The organism is Streptomyces sp. NPDC048434 (assembly GCF_043200375.1).
Lineage (GTDB): Bacteria > Actinomycetota > Actinomycetes > Streptomycetales > Streptomycetaceae > Streptomyces.
Window position 1 is genome coordinate 1 of sequence record NZ_JBICXQ010000059.1, and the last position, 16635, is coordinate 16635.

Below are 16635 nucleotides of genomic sequence, written 5' to 3' on the forward strand. Positions count from 1 at the left end.
CACTGAACTGGTCCCGCTGGCGCAGGCCCCACCAAGCCACCGCCCGCCACTGCCACTACCGAAGAAGAAGCAGCTCAGGACACGAATTCTCACTGGAGTACTAAAGAAGGTCCAGGCGGCCTGGATCGCCGCAGCTTCGCCTTCCGCCTGCCGCTTACCGATCTGGAAAGCCTGGACGGCGAGGTTCGGGTCCATCCTATTCGCCGGATACTCGATGCCGCTGAAATCGGGTTCGACCGCTACCAGCTGTCCAGTTGCGCGCAACTGTGCCAATTCAGCGTCAATTCTGGCGAAAGAGGCGGCCAGCGCGCTGTCGACTCCGGCGCCCTGGGACCCGAGGGGGTGGCAGGACAGGACCACGAGAACGTCGGCCGGCGGCGCCGCTGTGACGTTGAGGTGGTTGAGGATGCCGCCGTCCATATAGCGGCGGCCGTTGATGGTGACGGTGGGGAACAGCCCCGGTACGACACAACTGGAGGCGACAGCGTGCAGCAGCGGCACGCCGGATCCCTGGTCCCACACGACCAGATCGCCGGTGTCGGTGTCGATTGCGGTGCATCGGAAGCCGGCAGGCCAGGCCGCGTCGTCGAGTGTGCCGAACAGGTGGAGGTAGACGTCTTCGTCGAGCGTGTTCGCCTCTCGCGCTGCGTGGCCGATCGCTTTTAGCGCTTACTGCGGGTGGGTGTCGAGGCTCGCCTGACGCCTTGCGCTGAGAAAGGTTTCAGAGCCTGCCGCCAGGCGGTCGGGGTCGATGCTCTTCCCGAGCGCTGCCAGGGCGGTGAGTGCGTCGGTGACGTCACGGCCGCTGGACAGCAGCGCGCCGACGAGGGCGCCTGCGGATGTTCCCACGATTGCCTCGGTTCCCGCCATGTCGACACCGGCCTCGCGCAGCCCTGTGAGCAGACCGGTCTGCCAACCGACACCGACGGCGCCGCCGCCTCCGAGAATGAGAGCGCGTGTTGGTGAGCCATTTTGCGGAGAAGTCATTGCTGCTCCCTTCACGATGAAGTCGATCGTCTCGTTACGTGTGTTTGCAGGCCGGGCCTCTTCCGCCCGGTATCAGAAGTGGGAGTCTTCGCAGCGGATCCTTCGACCCGACGCAGTAGCGCACCAGCAGATCGGATGCGGCACGATCGCCGGATTTATCGGGCCCCGGGGCGGGTTCGGGCGACCAGCCGGGTCTCGATGTTGCGCAGGGTCGAGATCGCGGCGTCGATGTCGTCGGAATCGGTCACGGCCTCCTCGAGAAGGCGGCTCCAGACCTCACGTAGTCGTTGCAGGTTCTCCTGCGCCTTCTCGGTGGGATACAGACGCACCCGCCGCGCATCGTGCTTATCGGTGTCGCGCCGCACCAGGCCGGCCTGCTCCAGGCCCCGCACCGCCCGGCTGAAGTTGCTCGAGATCATCTGGGTGGCCTCGGCGGCCTCGCCGGCCGTCGTGCCCGGGTGGCGGTCGATATAGCGCATCACCGCTCCCTGTAGCGGTGTTCCCGACTCGACCTCGCCCTCCTTCGACGCCCCGATGTGGCGGCCCACCGCCAGGATCCGGTCGGCGAGTTCGAACAGCCTCGAAGTCTGCTCCTCGTCCATGCGCCAGGACCTCCGTCTTCGCCCCTCGATTGCTGTCAGTTGACAGCTACTTTAGTCCGTGCGTTAGCTTTGCTGTCAACTGACAGGCATCGGTGGAACGAAGCCACCGGACGCGCCGCCCGCCCGATCGAAGGACGAAAACCATGACCCTCATCGCCATCGAAGAACACTGGGTCACCCCGGGCCTCACGTCCGCTCTCAAAGCCCTGCCGCGGCCGGACGAGAGCCTCGCCTTCAACGAGATAGGCGACCACCGGCACCGCCTGGAGGACCTGGGCGAGGAGCGGATCGCCGCGATGGACGCCCAGGGCATCGACATCTCGGTCCTCGCCCTGACCCCGCCCGGAACCCAACCGCTCTCCGCCGAGCAGGCCCGGCACCTGAGCCGCGCCGCGAACGACACGGCCATCGCGGCCGTCGACAAGAACCCGACGCGGTTCCGGGCGCTTTCGACCCTGCCCATGTCCTCCCCGGAGCACATCGTCGACGAGCTCGTGCGCGCGAAGGGCCTGGGCCACGTCGGCACGATGGTCTACGGCCGCTCCGGCGACCGCTTCCTCGACGACCCGGCCTACGACGAATTCTTCGCCGCCGCGGCGGAACTCGGCCAGCCGGTCTTCATCCACCCGCAGGTCCCCTCAGACGCGGTGCGCGACGCCTCCTACCGAGGCTTCGGCGAGCTGACCGATCTCGCCCTGGCCACCTTCGGATGGGGCTGGCACCTTGACACCGCGACCGCGGTACTCCGGCTCATCCTGCGCGGCACCTTCGACCGCCACCCCGCCCTGCAGATAGTGCTCGGCCACTGGGGCGAGATGCTGCTGTTCTGGCTCGACCGGGCCGACAGTCTCTCCCGCCTCGCCGGCCTGCAACGGCCCATCTCGGACTACATCCGGACGAACTTCCACATCACCGCCTCCGGCATGCTCAACCCCGCGCTGCTCCACCACGCCCTGTCCGTTACCACCATCGACCGGCTGATCTTCTCCACCGACTACCCGTTCCAACACCCGACCCAGGACGAGATCAACTCTTTCCTCGGACACTTCACTTCCGACGAGGACCGGCAGAAGTTCTCCTCCGCCAACGCGGCAGCGCTCTTTGGCCTCGAACTCTAATCAGGGCGAAATAGTGAGCCTTTCCGATCTACGGTTGGTCCGTCGTGTGGGGTTGGCGGGTTTCGGCTCGTCGGCGGGCTCGGCCCTGGTGCGCTGGGGCGGTGGGTGAGCGCAAGGCGTACAAGACCGACCTGACCGAGGCCGAGTGGGCCGGATCGAGCTACTGATCGCGGCGTGGAAGGCACAGAATCCATCGGTCTGCGGCCACCAGGGGCGTTACGCGATGCGCGAGATCATCAATGCGCTGCGGTACCAGAACCGGACCGGCTGCCCGTGGAGCTATTGCCGTACGACCTGCCGCCGACCGGCGATAGCCGGAGGCTTTCCAGCCGCCGTGGTGACAAGCCTCACCAACAACAACCCCGAACCACCACCAACCCCGGCAACCCCTCAGCAACCGACGCCTGCAACGCATTAGCCCCCGCGAACGAGAACTGCTCACCAAAGGGCTTCGCCGGCCACTCAGCCACCCCCAACCCCGCCTCGGCCACCCACCCACCGGCCACACCCACAGCCTCCGACCAATGCGCCGCCAACCCCGCACCATCCGCAGCCCAACCCACAACCGGCAACCGCGGCGCGATCACCGACTCCTGACTCGCCAGCCAGTCCGCCACCACCACAAGCCCCAACACCACCACCGCAACCTGCGCCGGCAACGGCCCCCGCACCACGTCCTTCGGGCCAACGCCCACCAACCGACGCACCGCCTCCGCATGCGCCACCCGCTGCGCCTCCCAGCCACGCCCCCGAGCTCCGGCACGTACGCCTCACGGTTCCGCAGATGCCGAGACTCCAGACCACGATGCACACAACCGTGATGACCACCGAGCAACTGCGCCACCTGATGATGAGCAGACCGCCGCACCGACCGCGACACCGGATACCCCCACGCCTCGAACAACGAGGTCAAAGCCCACTGCGTAGCCCTGTCGTGGCTGAACCCCTGCTTCTCGACCCCCGCAACATGTGTGTATCCGGCGTCACCCTTGAGGTCGGCATAGGCCTCCTGCGCCATGGCCTGAAATGCTGGAATGATCTTGCCGTCTACGTGCTGCGCCACAACCTCCCCGAGTCGCCCCGATGGCTGGCCACCCACAAACCCCAGCAGGCCCTCGCTGCGATGGACCGCATTGAGAAGACAGCTGGCCTGCCGGTTACCGGCACCTTTCCCGCTGCTTCCGCACTGGGTCTCGGCCGTGAGGGAGCTGGCGAACGGAGCGGCCGCCCCAAGCTCTGGGGCCCTGCCCTGCGGCGCCGCACGTTGCTGGTGTGCCTGATGGAGACCCTGGGGCCCGTCGGGTTCTACGGCTTCGCCTCGATCGTCCCGGCCGGGCTGCTGACCACACTGATGAGTGTCATCAACGCCACCGTCTCACGCACTTACGGCGCCGAACTCTTCCCCACCGAGGTCCGCAACACCGCACTCGGCCGGACCTACTCGCTCTCCCGCCTGGTGGCGGCCATCCTGCCCTTCTGCACCTTGCCCGTCCTCGACACGCTCGGCGCAGGCCCCGTCTACCTCAGCTGCGCCTGCATCATCACGCTGATGGCCCTCGCGGTCGCCATGCTCGGCCCCCGAACCAACGCGGTCGCCCTCGAGGGCATCTAGAGAGGGCTATACCGGTGCCGCGTCCACCACCAGCAGACGGTGGAAGTCCGACCGGCCGCCCGTGCGGTGTTCGGCAAGCAGGCGCAGGGCAAGAGGGAAGTCGTCCTGCTCGAAGGCGGCGACGATCCCCTCGTGCTCGCCGAGGATCGTCTCGGCCCGGACGGCGTCCCCTGCCGCGGCTGCCCGCCGGTAGGCCAGCGCCCGGTGCGGCTCCAGGGCCTCCCACAGCTGCCGTATGAAGCGCAACATCCACTCGTTGTCGCAGCGGTCGAGCAGCGCGAAGTGGAAATTCCGGTTGCCGGAAATCGCACCCTGCACGTCGACCGCGGCGACGGCGGCCCGCTGGGCCTCCAGGGCGGTGCGCATCGCGGCGATGTCCTCGGGCCGCATGCGGGCCGCCGCGTTCGCCTCGGCCTCGCCCTCCAGGAGTTCCCTGATCCGGAAGATGCCGTCCACGCTCTGCGGGCTCAACTCGGTGACGGTGTAACCGCGTTGCGGGACGTACGTGACGATCCCCTCCCCGGCCAGCGTCTTGAGGGCCTCGCGGACCGGGATGACGCTCAGGCCCAGTTCCTCCGCGGCAGCGCTCTGACGGATCGGGGCGCCGGGAGGTAGGTCACCGCGGACGATCGCGTCGCGGAGTTCCGCCAGGGCCACAGCCTCGGCGGTACGAGGGAGAGAGGTTCGCTTCAGTGCCACCCGCCCATGCTACCCACCGACGCACTGAAACTACATGTTATAAATTGTAATGTGGGGGTGGCGGGAGACCGGACCACTCCTTCCGCCCGATCCGGGTTCCACGACATTGGAGGTGAGCGCGGTGTCCGCACCGACGCCAACGACCACCCGACAGCCCACCGACCCCGAGGGCCCCACGGGTCAGCTGGCCACCTGGCTGACCACCACCTCGCTGGAACAGATCCCCGGCAGCGTGCGCGAGCGGGCCGCACACCTGATGCTCGACGGCCTGGCCTGCGCGCTGATCGGCGCCCAGCTGCCCTGGTCACGCACCGCCGTCGACGCGGTCCTGCCCCTGGAGGGCTCCGGAGACGTCCCGGTGATCGGCTGGGGACGCACCACCAGCGGCCCGGCAGCCGCCGTGCTGAACGGCACGTTCATCCAGGGCTTCGAGCTCGACGACTACTACCCGCCAGCCCCGCTGCACAGCACCTCACTGGTCCTGCCAGCGCTGCTGTCCACTGCATCGCAGCTGCGGTCAGTCACGGGCGCGGAGTTCCTGAGGGCGACGGTCCTGGGCTTCGAGACCGGCACCCGGGTGGGCCTGGCCCTGCACGGCTCGGAAATGCTCTCCCGTGGCTGGCACTCGGGTTCGGTCTTCGGCACGCACGCAGCCGCCGCCGCATCCGGGGCAATGCGGGGCCTGGACGCCGCCGCATTCGAGGACGCGCTCGGTCTGGCCGCCACACAGTCCGCAGGTCTCATGGCCGCCCAGTACGAGGCGATGTCCAAGCGGATGCACCACGGTCTCGCCTCCCGCAACGGCTTCTACGCCGCCGGGCTCGCCCAGGCCGGCTACACCGGCATCAAAAGGGTCTTCGAGCGCCCCTACGGCGGGTTCCTGTCCACCTTCGGTGAAGGCCACGACCCCGACGCCATCCAGATCACCAAGGGCCTGGGCCAGGTATGGAACACCGAGCAGATCACGGTGAAGATCCACGCGGCCATGGGCGGACTCCATCCCGCCATCGACGCCGCCATCGCGATGACCGACGGCCGTACGCTGAGCGCCGACGCCGTCGAATCCATCCTGATCGAGGTCCCTGACGCGATCTACCACCACGGGTGGTGGACCCCGGAGCGCCCCCTGACCACCATCGGCGCCCAGATGAACATCGCCTACGCCACTGCCGTGGCCCTCTTGGACGGTCACGTGCGGCCGGAGCAGTTCACGCCCGCCCGGATCGACGCCGACGATGTCTGGCAGCTGATCGGCCGCACCGAGGTGAAGCAGGTCGACGAGCCGCAGGACCCCGCCTGGACCCAGCGCGGTTACAACACCCGCCTCACGATCACGCTGCGCGGCGGCGAGGTCTTCACCCAGGCCCTCAACCAGCCCCATGGCGGCCCCGACGACCCACTCACTAACAGCGAAATCCGTGAGAAGTACCGGGCGCTGACCGCCACGGTCATCGATGCCGATCGGGCCGCAGAGATCGAACGCATCGTCCTGGAACTTGAAGACCAGATCGATCTCGGACGCCTAGTGGACCTGCTGACCGCACCCGCCCGCAGCGTCCTCGACTGACCCCCTACGAACTGCGAGGAATCCCCATGTCACCGTCGCAACAGGCACGTCCCGCCACCGCGGGCGGGCGGCTGCGCTCGCTGCTCGCCCAAGACAGCCTGATCACCGCCCCAGGCGTGTTCGACGGCCTCTCCGCCCACCTCGTTGCCCGCACCGGTTTCAGTGCCGCCTACCTGAGCGGCGCGGGGGTGTCCGTCACCGGGTTCGGGCTGCCCGACATCGGGCTGCTCACCCAGAGCGAGATGGCCGAGCGGGCCCGCATCGTGGTCACCGCACTCGACGGCATCCCCCTGATCGCGGATGCCGACACCGGCTACGGCGCACCAATGAACGTGGCGCGCACCGTGCGCGAGTACGAGAAGGCCGGAGTTGCCGCCCTCCACCTGGAAGACCAGGCATTCCCCAAGAAGTGCGGCCACCTGCCCGACAAAGAGCTCGTCACCCCCCGGGAGTTCACCGACAAGTTGGACGCCGCCCTCCAGGCCCGCACCAACTCCGACCTGGTGATCATCGCGCGTACCGACGCTCGCGGACCGCTGGGCCTCGACGAGGCGATCGACCGCGCGGGCCGCTACGCGGCCGCGGGCGCGGACGTCCTCTTCGTCGAGGCCCCGCAGAACATCGAGGAGATCGGGAAGATCGCCGCCGAGGTCGATGCCCCGCTGCTGATCAACATGGTGCATGGCGGCCTCACCCCCGACACCGCACCCGACCGTCTCGCCGAGTTCGGCTTCCGCATCGCCATCCACCCCGGCGCCCTGCTCGCCCCCTACGTCCTGCACGGGCTGGAGGCCCTGAACCGCATGGGCGGCACCATGCCCCAGGCCACGCCCGGCCCGCAGGGTCTGTTCGAGCTAGTCGGGCTGCGCGAGTGGTCAGCGATAGGCGAGCGCTACCGCGACAACACGAAGGACGGTGCCTGATGGGCATGACGATGATGGAGAAGATCCTCGCCCGCAAAGCGGGCCTGGACCGCGTCAGCGCCGGTGACACGGTGGTGTGCGACGTCGACATGACCGTCATGATCGACCTGCAGTTCGCCACCAGCTGGGTCCAGCCCCTGAAGATCAACGACCCGGACAAGGTCGCCGTCATCATGGACCACGCCGTGCCCGCCCCCAACGTGCACGACGCGATCGGCGGCACCCACGCCCGCGCCTTCGCCCGCGACTTCCACATAGAGAAGTTCTACGACGTGGGGCGCCACGGCATCTGCCACCAAGTCATCGCCGAGAACGGCCTCGCCCGCCCCGGCGAGATCCTCGCCTGCACCGACTCCCACACCTGCGCGGGCGGCGCCTACAACACAGCAGCCCGCGGCCTGGGGCCGGCGGAGGTGTACTCGATCCTGTGCACCGGCAAGACCTGGTTCCAGGCCGCACCCACCATCCGCTACGAATTCACCGGCACCAGGCCGGACGCCGTCTCCGGCAAGGACATCTTCCTGCACATCGCCGGCACCTACGGCGACGCCACCAACCACAACCTCGAATACGGCGGACCGGGCCTCGCCTCGATCCCCATGAACGACCGGCGCACCATCGCCACCCAAGGCGCCGAGATCTCCGCAGACTTCTCCACCTTCCCCATCGACGACCTCGCCCGCGACTCCCTCGCCGCCCACGGCGCCCCACCCGGCTCCTACACAGCAGCCGACCCGGACCCGGACGCCACCTACACCGCCGCACGCACCGTCGACCTCTCGTCGCTGGAGCCGTACGTCGCCCGCCCCGGCACCGTCAGCCACAACTCGCTGCCGATATCAGCGATCGAGAAGCGTCCGGTCAACCAGTGCTTCATCGGATCCTGCGCCAACGGACAGCTCGAAGACCTCAAGATCGCCGCCGACATCGTGCGTGGCCGCACCGTCGCCCCGGGAGTACGGCTGCTCATCACCCCGGCCTCTCAGGAGGTCTACAAAGACGCCATGCGCGCCGGCTACCTCCAGGACCTCGCTGACGCCGGCGCCGTGGTCACCAACTCCACCTGCGGCGCCTGCTTCGGCTACCACATGGGCCTGCTCGCCCCCAGCGAGGTCTGCCTGACCTCCTCCACCCGCAACTTCACCGGCCGCATGGGCAGCCCCGACGCCGAGATCTACATGGCCTCACCCGCCACCGTCGCCGCCTCCGCCCTCACCGGCCACGTCACCGACCCGCGAGGGGAACTCAGCTGATGGACACCCTCATCACCGGACGTGTCTGGGTCGTCGGCGACAGCGTCACCACCGACGCCATGTACCCCGCCTTCGCCATGAAACTGCCCGTATCCGAAGCCGCGCGTCACATCTTTTACGAACTGCGCCCCGGCTGGACCGACGAGGTCGAGGCAGGCGACATCGTGGTGGCGGGCCGCAACTTCGGCCTCGGCTCATCGCGCCCCGTCGCCACACTGTTCCGCGAACTGGGCATCGCCGCACTGATCGCGGAGGAGTTCAACTCCCTCTTCCTGCGTAACTGCATCAACCACGGCCTGCCCGCCCTCACCGTCCCCGGCGCCACCAAGGCGTTCACCGACGGCGACACGGCACGGCTCGACTTCGCCGAAGGATGGGCCGAGAACACCAAGTCCGGAACCCGCCTGGACGGAGGCGCACTGCCGCCCCTGGTCCTCGACATCCTGGCCAACGGCGGCATCCTGCCCAAACTCGCCCGCGAAGGCTTCATACCTGCCCCCGCCACACCCGGCCACTGAGCCGGTGTTTGGGGGGGGTCGGCGCCGCCCCAACACCGTTCCCTCCCCGTCAGGGACTGCACACTTCACGATCAAGGAACCCTCATGCACAGTCAGCTCTCCCCCGGCGTCACCCAGATCGCCACCAGCAAGCGTGACAACGCCTTCCTCATCGACGGCGACGACGGCCTCACCCTCGTTGACGTCGGTTGGTCCAAGGCCTCCGAAGTACTCCTCAACACGATCGCCGCCCTGGGCCGCAAGCCCTCCGACATCCGCCGTGTCATCCTCACCCACGCCCACCCCGACCACGTGCAGGGTGCCGCCGAACTCCGCCGCCACACCGGTGCACACATCCTCATCCACGACGCCGACCGCGCCTGGCTGGAAGCCGGACGCGTACCGGCCCAAGGACGATCCGGCACCATCGGCCGCCTCATCGACCACCTGCCCAAACTCCACTGGACCCCCACCACCGCAGACGGCACCGTCTCCGACGGAGAAGTAGTGGAAGGCAGCGACGGACTGCGCGTCATCCACACCCCCGGCCACTCACCCGGCCACATCGTGCTGCTGCACGAACCGAGCAAGACCATTCTCATGGGGGACGCAGCCTTCAACCGCGGCAATCTGGCCATCGGCCCCGCCGCACTCGCCGCCGATCCCAACCTCCGGCCCGGCAGCTTGGCCCGCATCCCCCAGGACCTCAACGCAGTCGGCTTCGCCCACGGCGCCCCACTAAATGGCAGCGAAGTGCTCACCTTCCAGGAGTTTCTGCAGCAATTCCCCACGGAATCCTGAGCCCGGACACCGAGGCCGGGCAGACGACAGCCGCTGTACAGGCCAATCTTCGGCCTCATGTGCTTGATGTCCTCTTTGGAGGCCGTGGTCATCCCTGGGTGCCAGCACCGGGCCGGGCCGCTCGTCATCTTCGGCACGGGCATCTCCTTGGCGTTCGGTAGCGCTCGCATCCAGTCGCTGGCAGGTTTGGAACCCCTGCATCTCCCCCTATCGTGCCAGCGTGGGGGTGCGTCCGGCAGACACACGAAGGAATACCGACCCTGCTCCGCCCGCGCGAGCCAGATGCCGCAGCCCACGACTTCTCTGCGCCGGCGGCGGCGAACCGGAAGTCCCCCATTGAAGAATCCCGAATTGGCAAAGCCACATCGCAGGTCGCGAAGGGTGCTCTCCGCGCAGGCGGAGGTGAGCCAGCGCCGGCTGAGGCCGTATCGCACCCCGGTGTCCTACTCGCCGCAAGTCATGGCATTGCAGCGCGTTGCTCAGCAGTCCCGAGCAAGGGCCTCTTCGTCGACCATCGCGGACCGGCCTCGGGATCGTTGCTCCAGATGTACTGCTCCTGCGGGGTGCGTGTCATGCCGTAGTCGTACAGTCCCGGCGCGCCGTCTGCCTCCCATGCCTGCCAGGCCTCTTCCAGCTCGGCAGCCAGACGACGCGGGCCACCCTGATAAGCCACCACCTGGTCGGCTTCGGGAGCGACGATCGTGGCCCAGGAAGAGTTGCCGTCGTGGATCCAGGCGGTGACGCCTTGGCCGGCTTCCGTGCGGATCCGGACGTCAGGCAGGATCACCCGAAGCGCGAAGAGGACGTTGGCGTCGTGGTGCAGCTGTTTCAGATTCCGGCCGAACGAGTCTTCAGCATCAGGCGCTTCGTTGCCGCGGACCTGCTCCCAGGTCTTTCCCTGGTCGATCCCGCGGGCGGGCATGAACGTGGCCAGTCCCTGCATCCAGCCGGTCGCCGAATCGCCATCCGGAGCAACGGTCAGTGCCACATGGCCCAGCCGGCCCCACGGAGTGACGAGGCGACCACCGGGTCGTGTCTGTTCCACCCAGGCCCAGGGCACCACGTCCACGGCGTACGTGGCCATGACCCTGTCGAAAGGTCCGGCGCCCGGCGCACCGAGTTCGCCGTCACCAACGATGACGTCAACGTGGGCGCCGGCCGCGGCGAGATTGGTGTGGGCGGCAGCGGCCAGTTGGGGGTCGTATTCGACACTGGTGACCCGGCCGGGTCCAGCCCGAGTCGAGAGCAGTGCGGCGTTCCTGCCTGTTGCGGTGCCCAGTTCCAGCGTGGTGTGCTCCGGCTCCAAGATCAGCGAGTCCAGCATGTCAGCGACCACTGCCTCACAGGACAGACTGGACGTGGGCAGCCCGTCGGTGACCTGGGTGATGGTGGAGTCGTAGACACCGCCGTAGACGAGGTGCGCCCAACGACCGAGCTCCGTACGCCGGTTGACCGGGACGTAGGTATCGCCGCCCCAATCCCACACACGATCCGGGGCGAACACGTGCCGCGGAGCACGCTCCGCGGCGCGGCGGACCCAGGGCGAGTCCGTCGGCCAGAGGCCTTGGGACTCCATGGCACTTGTCAGGCGGACCTGGAGCTCGGAGAGTTCAGACATCGGGGCGCCTACTTCCGCCGCTTTCCCGACGGGGGCGGCGGGTCGGGAACCTTCCCGTCGGAGTTCCCCGGCGGCGGCTTGCCCTGACTGGGATTCGGATCGGGCTTACGGTGGTCACCCACAGACACTCCTCCTCACGAGAACAACCTCGGCCATCGTGGCGCAGCAACGCCCCGCCCGCCGGTCAATCGCAGGACGTGACCAAATCCGATCGCTCTCTCTTCCCCGCGGTCCAGAAGCGTCTGCACGCTGACGCGCTGCGCCCGGCCAGTGATGCACTACCGACTCGCGCCGGGCATGCCAGACCGGGTCAGCCCTCGACCGATCCGCCGCGACAGCAGCCGGTGATGTCCGTTCTTCCCTGCCCTTCGGAGGCCGGCTCGCCGCGCCGTTGCGAGGTCGTGGCGAGAGTAGCGGCGGTGGCGACGATGCACAGGTCGAAGAACAACTCCAGTGGGCTGGCTGCACGGTGCTGCTCGCGCGTGGAGCGTGCGCTCATCCGGCGCAGGAGCGGGCTGCGGAGGGTGCTCATGTCGATCGGCGGTGGGAAGCGGGCCCGGCGGCGTGTGGGGGGCCGGTGAGGTGGGCTTGGGCGGCGGTGCGGAAGGCGGTGATCAGGCGGTTGCGGTCGTCGGAGCGGGTGGCGAGGACGACACGGCCCGGCTCGACTCCTTCCAGGGGGATCGTGGTCAGGTCGGGGCGGTTGTAGGTGGCCATGGCTCCGGCGGGTGTGATGGCGACGGCGTCGCCGGCGGCGACGAGTTCCAGTTTGTCTTCCACCGTCTCCGCCAGGGGCCCCTCGGGCGCGCGGCGTCCGTCGGGGCGGGGGTCGATGCGCCAGAAGGCGCTCCACGCAGGGTCGCGCAGGCGGGGTGTGGGTTCGTCGGCGATGTCGTCGAGAGTGACGGACGCCTTGCCGGCCAGGCGGTGGTCGGCGGATACCAGCAGCAGCCGCGGCTCGTCGTAGAGGATGGTCACATTCAGCTGGTCGGTGGGGAACGGCAGCCGGGCCACCACCGCGTCCACTCGGTGGTCCAGCAGGGCCTCGCGGGGTTCGTTCCAGGACAGGTGCAGGGTGTGGACGTCGGCGTCCGGGTGGCGTCGGCGCAGGGCCTGCACGGCGGGGGTGATGATCAGGCCTGTGGTGTAGCCGATGGCCAGCCGGTCCGGTTCGGCCGCTGCCTGGGTCTGCGCCACGGCTCGGGCCGCCGAGCGCAGCAGTGCCTTGGCCTGGGGCAGGAATACCGCTCCGGCCTCGGTGAGCTCGACGCCGCGCGGCGTGCGGTCCAGCAGACGGACTCGCAGTTGATCTTCCAGGCTCCGGATCTGCCGGCTCAGGGCGGGCTGGGCCAGGTGCAGGGCGGCTGCGGCGCGGCCGAAGTGGCGGTGTTCGGCGACGGTGGCGAAGTAGCGCACCAGCCGAAGATCCAGATCCGCGAGGGGATCAGACATGTCAGGCATAGCTCGACTGTAACGCCGCCCGACTGGCCATCGCTCGTCCCGGAACACCTCTGACCTGGGACGATGCCGTTCTGGCATCGCGCTTTGCGTAACTGGTCTTGGACGGCTGACCCATCGTGCACGCACGGTGAATGCATCAGCCCCACAAGCCACCTCGGCGCGATGGGGCGACAGCGAGATTCTTTCGGAGGACGTACACGATGTTCGTGATCATGGGAGCCAACGGGAAGACCGGCGGAGCTGTCGCCCGCACCCTGCTGGAGCAGGGCCAGCCCGTTCGGGTGGTGCTGCGGCCCGGCCGCGACGGCCAGGACTGGCACCGGCGGGGAGCCCAGGTCGCCCACGCCGCTGTGCAGGACGCGACCGCGCTGAGCGATGCCTTCGCCGGAGCCCGGGCGGTGTACGTCCTCAACCCGCCGGACTACGCATCCGAGGACATGCTGGCCCCAGGCCGTGCCGTCGCCAACGCCTACCGCACGGCGCTGGAAACCGGCGGCGTTCGGGCGGTCGCGCTGTCCTCGATCGGCGCCCAGCACGCCGAGGGCACCGGCAACATCGTGACCACCCACATTCTGGAGCGGGCCCTGCATCCGCTGGGCGCGTGTTTCGTGCGGGCGGGCAACTTCATGACCAACTGGCTCCCCAGCCTGCCGGCGATGCGCTCCGGTGTTCTGCCCACCTTCTTCGCCCCGTTGGACCGGCCGGTCCCGCACGTCGCCGTGGCTGACATCGCCGCCACGGTGGTGCGTGAGCTCCAGCGCACCGACAGCCGCACCATCGAGCTCGCCGCCCCGGCGGACTACACACCCGCCGACGTCGCCTCCGCCTTCTGCGCCGCGCTCGGCCGGCCCGTCACCGCGCAGGTCATCGAGCGCGCCCAGTGGGAGCAGACACTCTCCCGGCTCGGCATCCCCCGGGCCGCAATCGGCAGTTGGGTGGAGATGTGGGAGGGCTTCAACACCGGGCACATCCGCTTCGAAGGCTCTCCCGAGCGCGGTCAGATCACCATCGAGGACTTCGCCAGGACCAGCCTCGCGCGGATGGAGGCACAGCAGTGACCGGCCGCTCCCACGCGCGGGTCGCCACCGACAGGCCCCACCGCTACGCCAAGCAGCTCGCAGCCCACCTGGGCCGGCGGATCAACACCACATGGGACGAGGAGAGCGGGCAGGGCCGACTGGCCTTCCCGAACGGCACCGGCACCCTCACCGCCATCCCCGGCACCCTGCTGCTGACCGTAGAGAGCAGCGCGCAGAACCTGGCGGCCCTGGAAGACGTCGTCGGCCGTCACCTGGTGCGGTTCGGCCTCAAGGACGAACTCGTCGTGCAGTGGCGACGTGATCACACAACCGCCGAGGTCGCGCAGCGCCACCGGGCCGATGCCCCGACGGACACACGAGCCGGACAGGAACATGACCATGAACGGTAAGAACATCCTCATCACTGGCGGCATCAGCGGTATCGGGGCGCTCACCGCCCGCCTGCTCCTGGACCGCGGTCACCAGGTCGCCGTCACCGGCCGCAGTCCGAGCAAGCTGCAAGCCTTCCTGGAGGAGGCGGGACGGCCGAAGGAACTGCACGGGATCATCGCGGACGCTTCCGACTGGCAGGCCACGCAGGCCGCCGTCGCCGAGACCGTCGAGCACTTCGGCGGCCTGGACGCCGCGGTGGCCGGTGCCGGGTTCACCGCCGCCGACCACTTCCGCACCAGCGGCACGGCCATCAGCGACGGCGACCCGACCCTGTGGCCGGCCATGGTCCTCACCAACGTGCTGGGCCCGGCCCTGCTGGCCCGAGCCGCCCTGCCCCACCTACAGGAAACCGCCGGACGGTTCATACTCATCGGCAGCGTCGCGGGGCTGAAGAACGCCCCGGGCAACCTGTACTCGGCCACCAAGTGGGCCGTCACCGGCCTGGCCGAGAACATCCGCATGTACGCCACCACAGTCGGCGTGGGCATCACCCTCATCGCCCCCGGCATGACCGATACCCCTTTCTGGGCCGAAGGAACCGCGCCCCCCTTCGCCATGCCCGCCCAACCAGTGGCCGAGGCCATCGGCTTCGCCCTCGACCAGCCCGCCGGTGTCGACCTCAACACCCTCACCATCCGACCGATCGGACAACCCATATGACCACCGCCAAGGCTGCCGACCGCTTCGACGACATCAAGGCCGCCACCCTGACCCACCTGGAACAGCACGGCTGCGGCTGCTACCCCTACGCCGACGGCAGCCTGCTGGCCACCCTCACCGCCGCCGCCAAGGCGACGACCGTGGTGGAACTCGGCACCGCCCTGGGCTACTCGGCCGCCTGGTTCGCCAGCACCGGCGCCCATGTCCACACCATCGACCGCGACCCGATCCACAGCCGACGGGCGCACGAGCACCTCGCCCGGCACGGGCTGGCCGACCACGTCACCCTGCACACCGGAGAGGGCACCGGCATCCTCCCCGCACTGGCGGACCAGGAGGCGGACGTGGCCTTCTTCGACGGCTACCCGCCCACCACCGCCGCCGTCCAAGCACTGGCCGTCACCTTGCGCCCCGGCGGTCTGCTGATCGCCGGCAACATGGCCCTGGGCGGCCAGGCAGAGCAAATCCGCGGCCACCTCGCCTCCTGGCGGCACACCGACCTCGGAGAAACCCTCCTGGCCGTCAAACCCCAATGAGACAGGGCCCACCTCGAAATCCGTCCTCCCCCTGCTCGTCGGCGAGGCAGGCGGGCGGTGTACGGGTCACGCAACCGCCCATGGGGTGCCTTCGCGCCTGATGGCGCCGTGGTTCGCGGCCTCGCGCCCCTGCGCAAGTCCTCAACCGCTGTCCGTTCACTCTGTCGTTGCATGCCGGCGCGAGGCTGGCTGGACGGTCGGCGACGAGGCGGCCGACCTGTTCCAGCCGGCCTTTTCGACCGCCACCCCCAAGGCGATCTGCCGCCTGAGCACCGAGGACGTCGAGGTCGGCGCTCAGGATGTACGTCTGTACCTCGGCGATGCTCCCGTTCAGCTGCCCGAGCCCGGCCCCCAGCGTCATCGCCGATCCGCACCTTGGCGAGTTGCTCTCCGCCCGCATCGACCAGTGCAATGTCGTGGTGGTCTTCAGCCCAGTCCACGCCACAGAACACTGGCGCCGGTAACTCGGTGATCTCCATCTGGCCTCCTTCGTCACGACTCTTGTTCCAGGCCAGAGCCTGTGCAGGGTGCGCGTGCTCCCTAATGGAAGTGCTCAAGGCACGTCATCCCACCAGCCGTTCGCAACCCCAGCGAGTCATACGGCCCTCGGTCGCGTCAAAGCTGGAAGCTCAAGGCAAAGCTAAGAGGTGATCCGCACAACCGGCTCGGACAACGGACAGCAAACCGCCCAGCGGCCACAGATGGAACGGCCCGCACCAACCGGACCGCTTCGATGCTGATGCAGACCGATCTGCACCCGGTCTTGCACACTCATCGCCCACACTGCTGGGCGCGAGCCAACCTCGTCTTGTCAACAGGGCTCTCAGGC

19 protein-coding genes and 1 pseudogene are annotated in these 16635 nt (G+C 68.6%); 12 read left to right on the forward strand and 8 right to left on the reverse strand.

Features of this window, described 5'->3' with window-relative positions; genetic code table 11:
* From ACGFWI_RS38115 to ACGFWI_RS38125, 3 genes are all read right to left on the reverse strand, one after another.
* A partial coding sequence (locus ACGFWI_RS38115) for a patatin-like phospholipase family protein (protein WP_393910676.1) occupies positions 1–657 on the reverse strand: 657 nt, incomplete at its 3' end.
* A 12-nt stretch (positions 658–669) separates the two neighbouring features.
* The gene (locus ACGFWI_RS38120; protein WP_393910659.1) at positions 670–987 is read right to left on the reverse strand and encodes a patatin-like phospholipase family protein; all 318 of its coding nucleotides are present in this window, start codon (positions 985–987) and stop codon (positions 670–672) included.
* Positions 988–1142: 155 nt separating this feature from the next.
* Positions 1143–1589, reverse strand: coding sequence for a MarR family winged helix-turn-helix transcriptional regulator (locus tag ACGFWI_RS38125; RefSeq protein ID WP_393910660.1), 447 nt, complete (start codon positions 1587–1589; stop codon positions 1143–1145).
* A gap of 143 nt (positions 1590–1732) precedes the next feature.
* Here ACGFWI_RS38125 and ACGFWI_RS38130 point away from each other — a divergent pair, with 143 nt between their 5' ends.
* Complete coding sequence (locus tag ACGFWI_RS38130) at positions 1733–2707, forward strand: amidohydrolase family protein (RefSeq protein ID WP_393910661.1); 975 nt, start codon at positions 1733–1735, stop codon at positions 2705–2707.
* 347 nt (positions 2708–3054) lie between these two features.
* Here the strand turns inward: ACGFWI_RS38130 and ACGFWI_RS38135 are convergent.
* Positions 3055–3725: pseudogene (locus ACGFWI_RS38135) on the reverse strand (HD domain-containing protein).
* On the opposite strand from ACGFWI_RS38135, the gene ACGFWI_RS38140 reads away from it, so the two are divergent.
* The gene (locus ACGFWI_RS38140; RefSeq protein ID WP_393910662.1) at positions 3642–4319 is read left to right on the forward strand and encodes an MFS transporter; all 678 of its coding nucleotides are present in this window, start codon (positions 3642–3644) and stop codon (positions 4317–4319) included. The pseudogene ACGFWI_RS38135 and the gene ACGFWI_RS38140 sit on opposite strands and share 84 nt — an antisense overlap.
* Positions 4320–4325: 6 nt before the next feature.
* Here ACGFWI_RS38140 and ACGFWI_RS38145 read toward each other — a convergent pair whose 3' ends face one another.
* A complete protein-coding gene (locus tag ACGFWI_RS38145) occupies positions 4326–5018 on the reverse strand; it encodes a GntR family transcriptional regulator (protein WP_393910663.1) in 693 nt (230 codons plus the stop codon).
* Positions 5019–5139: 121 nt separating this feature from the next.
* On the opposite strand from ACGFWI_RS38145, the gene ACGFWI_RS38150 reads away from it, so the two are divergent.
* The 5 genes from ACGFWI_RS38150 to ACGFWI_RS38170 all read left to right on the forward strand — a co-directional run bounded on the left by ACGFWI_RS38150 (position 5140) and on the right by ACGFWI_RS38170 (position 10059).
* Entirely contained in the window at positions 5140–6585 is a 1446-nt protein-coding gene (locus ACGFWI_RS38150; RefSeq protein WP_393910664.1) for an MmgE/PrpD family protein, read from the forward strand.
* A 26-nt stretch (positions 6586–6611) separates the two neighbouring features.
* On the forward strand, positions 6612–7508 hold the full coding sequence (locus tag ACGFWI_RS38155) for an oxaloacetate decarboxylase (RefSeq protein ID WP_393910665.1): 897 nt from the start codon (positions 6612–6614) through the stop codon (positions 7506–7508).
* Positions 7508–8761, forward strand: a complete 1254-nt coding sequence (locus ACGFWI_RS38160) for an aconitase/3-isopropylmalate dehydratase large subunit family protein (protein ID WP_393910666.1) — start codon at positions 7508–7510, stop codon at positions 8759–8761. The genes ACGFWI_RS38155 and ACGFWI_RS38160 overlap by 1 nt, the downstream gene beginning before the upstream one ends.
* Positions 8761–9279: a 3-isopropylmalate dehydratase gene (locus ACGFWI_RS38165; RefSeq protein WP_393910667.1), complete on the forward strand. Its 519-nt coding sequence runs from the start codon at positions 8761–8763 to the stop codon at positions 9277–9279. Before ACGFWI_RS38160 ends, ACGFWI_RS38165 begins: the two co-directional genes overlap by 1 nt.
* 84 nt (positions 9280–9363) lie before the next feature.
* Positions 9364–10059, forward strand: a complete 696-nt coding sequence (locus tag ACGFWI_RS38170; RefSeq protein ID WP_393910668.1) for an MBL fold metallo-hydrolase — start codon at positions 9364–9366, stop codon at positions 10057–10059.
* Positions 10060–10516: 457 nt separating this feature from the next.
* Here the strand turns inward: ACGFWI_RS38170 and ACGFWI_RS38175 are convergent, their stop codons facing one another.
* The 3 genes from ACGFWI_RS38175 to ACGFWI_RS38185 all read right to left on the reverse strand — a co-directional run bounded on the left by ACGFWI_RS38175 (position 10517) and on the right by ACGFWI_RS38185 (position 13138).
* Positions 10517–11563 (reverse strand): methyltransferase domain-containing protein, encoded by a 1047-nt coding sequence (locus ACGFWI_RS38175; protein WP_393910669.1) that lies wholly within the window; start codon positions 11561–11563, stop codon positions 10517–10519.
* A 424-nt stretch (positions 11564–11987) separates the two neighbouring features.
* A complete protein-coding gene (locus tag ACGFWI_RS38180; protein WP_393910670.1) occupies positions 11988–12209 on the reverse strand; it encodes a hypothetical protein in 222 nt (73 codons plus the stop codon).
* On the reverse strand, positions 12206–13138 hold the full coding sequence (locus ACGFWI_RS38185; protein WP_393910671.1) for a LysR family transcriptional regulator: 933 nt from the start codon (positions 13136–13138) through the stop codon (positions 12206–12208). The genes ACGFWI_RS38180 and ACGFWI_RS38185 overlap by 4 nt, the downstream gene beginning before the upstream one ends.
* Positions 13139–13350: 212 nt before the next feature.
* On the opposite strand from ACGFWI_RS38185, the gene ACGFWI_RS38190 reads away from it, so the two are divergent.
* The 5 genes from ACGFWI_RS38190 (at position 13351) to ACGFWI_RS38210 (ending at position 16270) form a co-directional block, all read left to right on the forward strand.
* Positions 13351–14196, forward strand: a complete 846-nt coding sequence (locus ACGFWI_RS38190) for an NmrA family NAD(P)-binding protein (protein ID WP_393910672.1) — start codon at positions 13351–13353, stop codon at positions 14194–14196.
* Entirely contained in the window at positions 14193–14567 is a 375-nt protein-coding gene (locus ACGFWI_RS38195) for a DUF2218 domain-containing protein (RefSeq protein WP_393910673.1), read from the forward strand. Before ACGFWI_RS38190 ends, ACGFWI_RS38195 begins: the two co-directional genes overlap by 4 nt.
* Positions 14557–15270 (forward strand): SDR family oxidoreductase, encoded by a 714-nt coding sequence (locus ACGFWI_RS38200; protein WP_393910674.1) that lies wholly within the window; start codon positions 14557–14559, stop codon positions 15268–15270. Before ACGFWI_RS38195 ends, ACGFWI_RS38200 begins: the two co-directional genes overlap by 11 nt.
* Complete coding sequence (locus ACGFWI_RS38205; protein ID WP_393910675.1) at positions 15267–15806, forward strand: O-methyltransferase; 540 nt, start codon at positions 15267–15269, stop codon at positions 15804–15806. The genes ACGFWI_RS38200 and ACGFWI_RS38205 overlap by 4 nt, the downstream gene beginning before the upstream one ends.
* A 299-nt stretch (positions 15807–16105) precedes the next feature.
* Positions 16106–16270 carry a hypothetical protein gene (locus ACGFWI_RS38210; RefSeq protein ID WP_393910677.1) on the forward strand — a complete coding sequence of 55 codons (165 nt, stop codon included), beginning with the start codon at positions 16106–16108 and terminating at the stop codon, positions 16268–16270.
* Positions 16271–16635 lie beyond the last annotated feature (365 nt).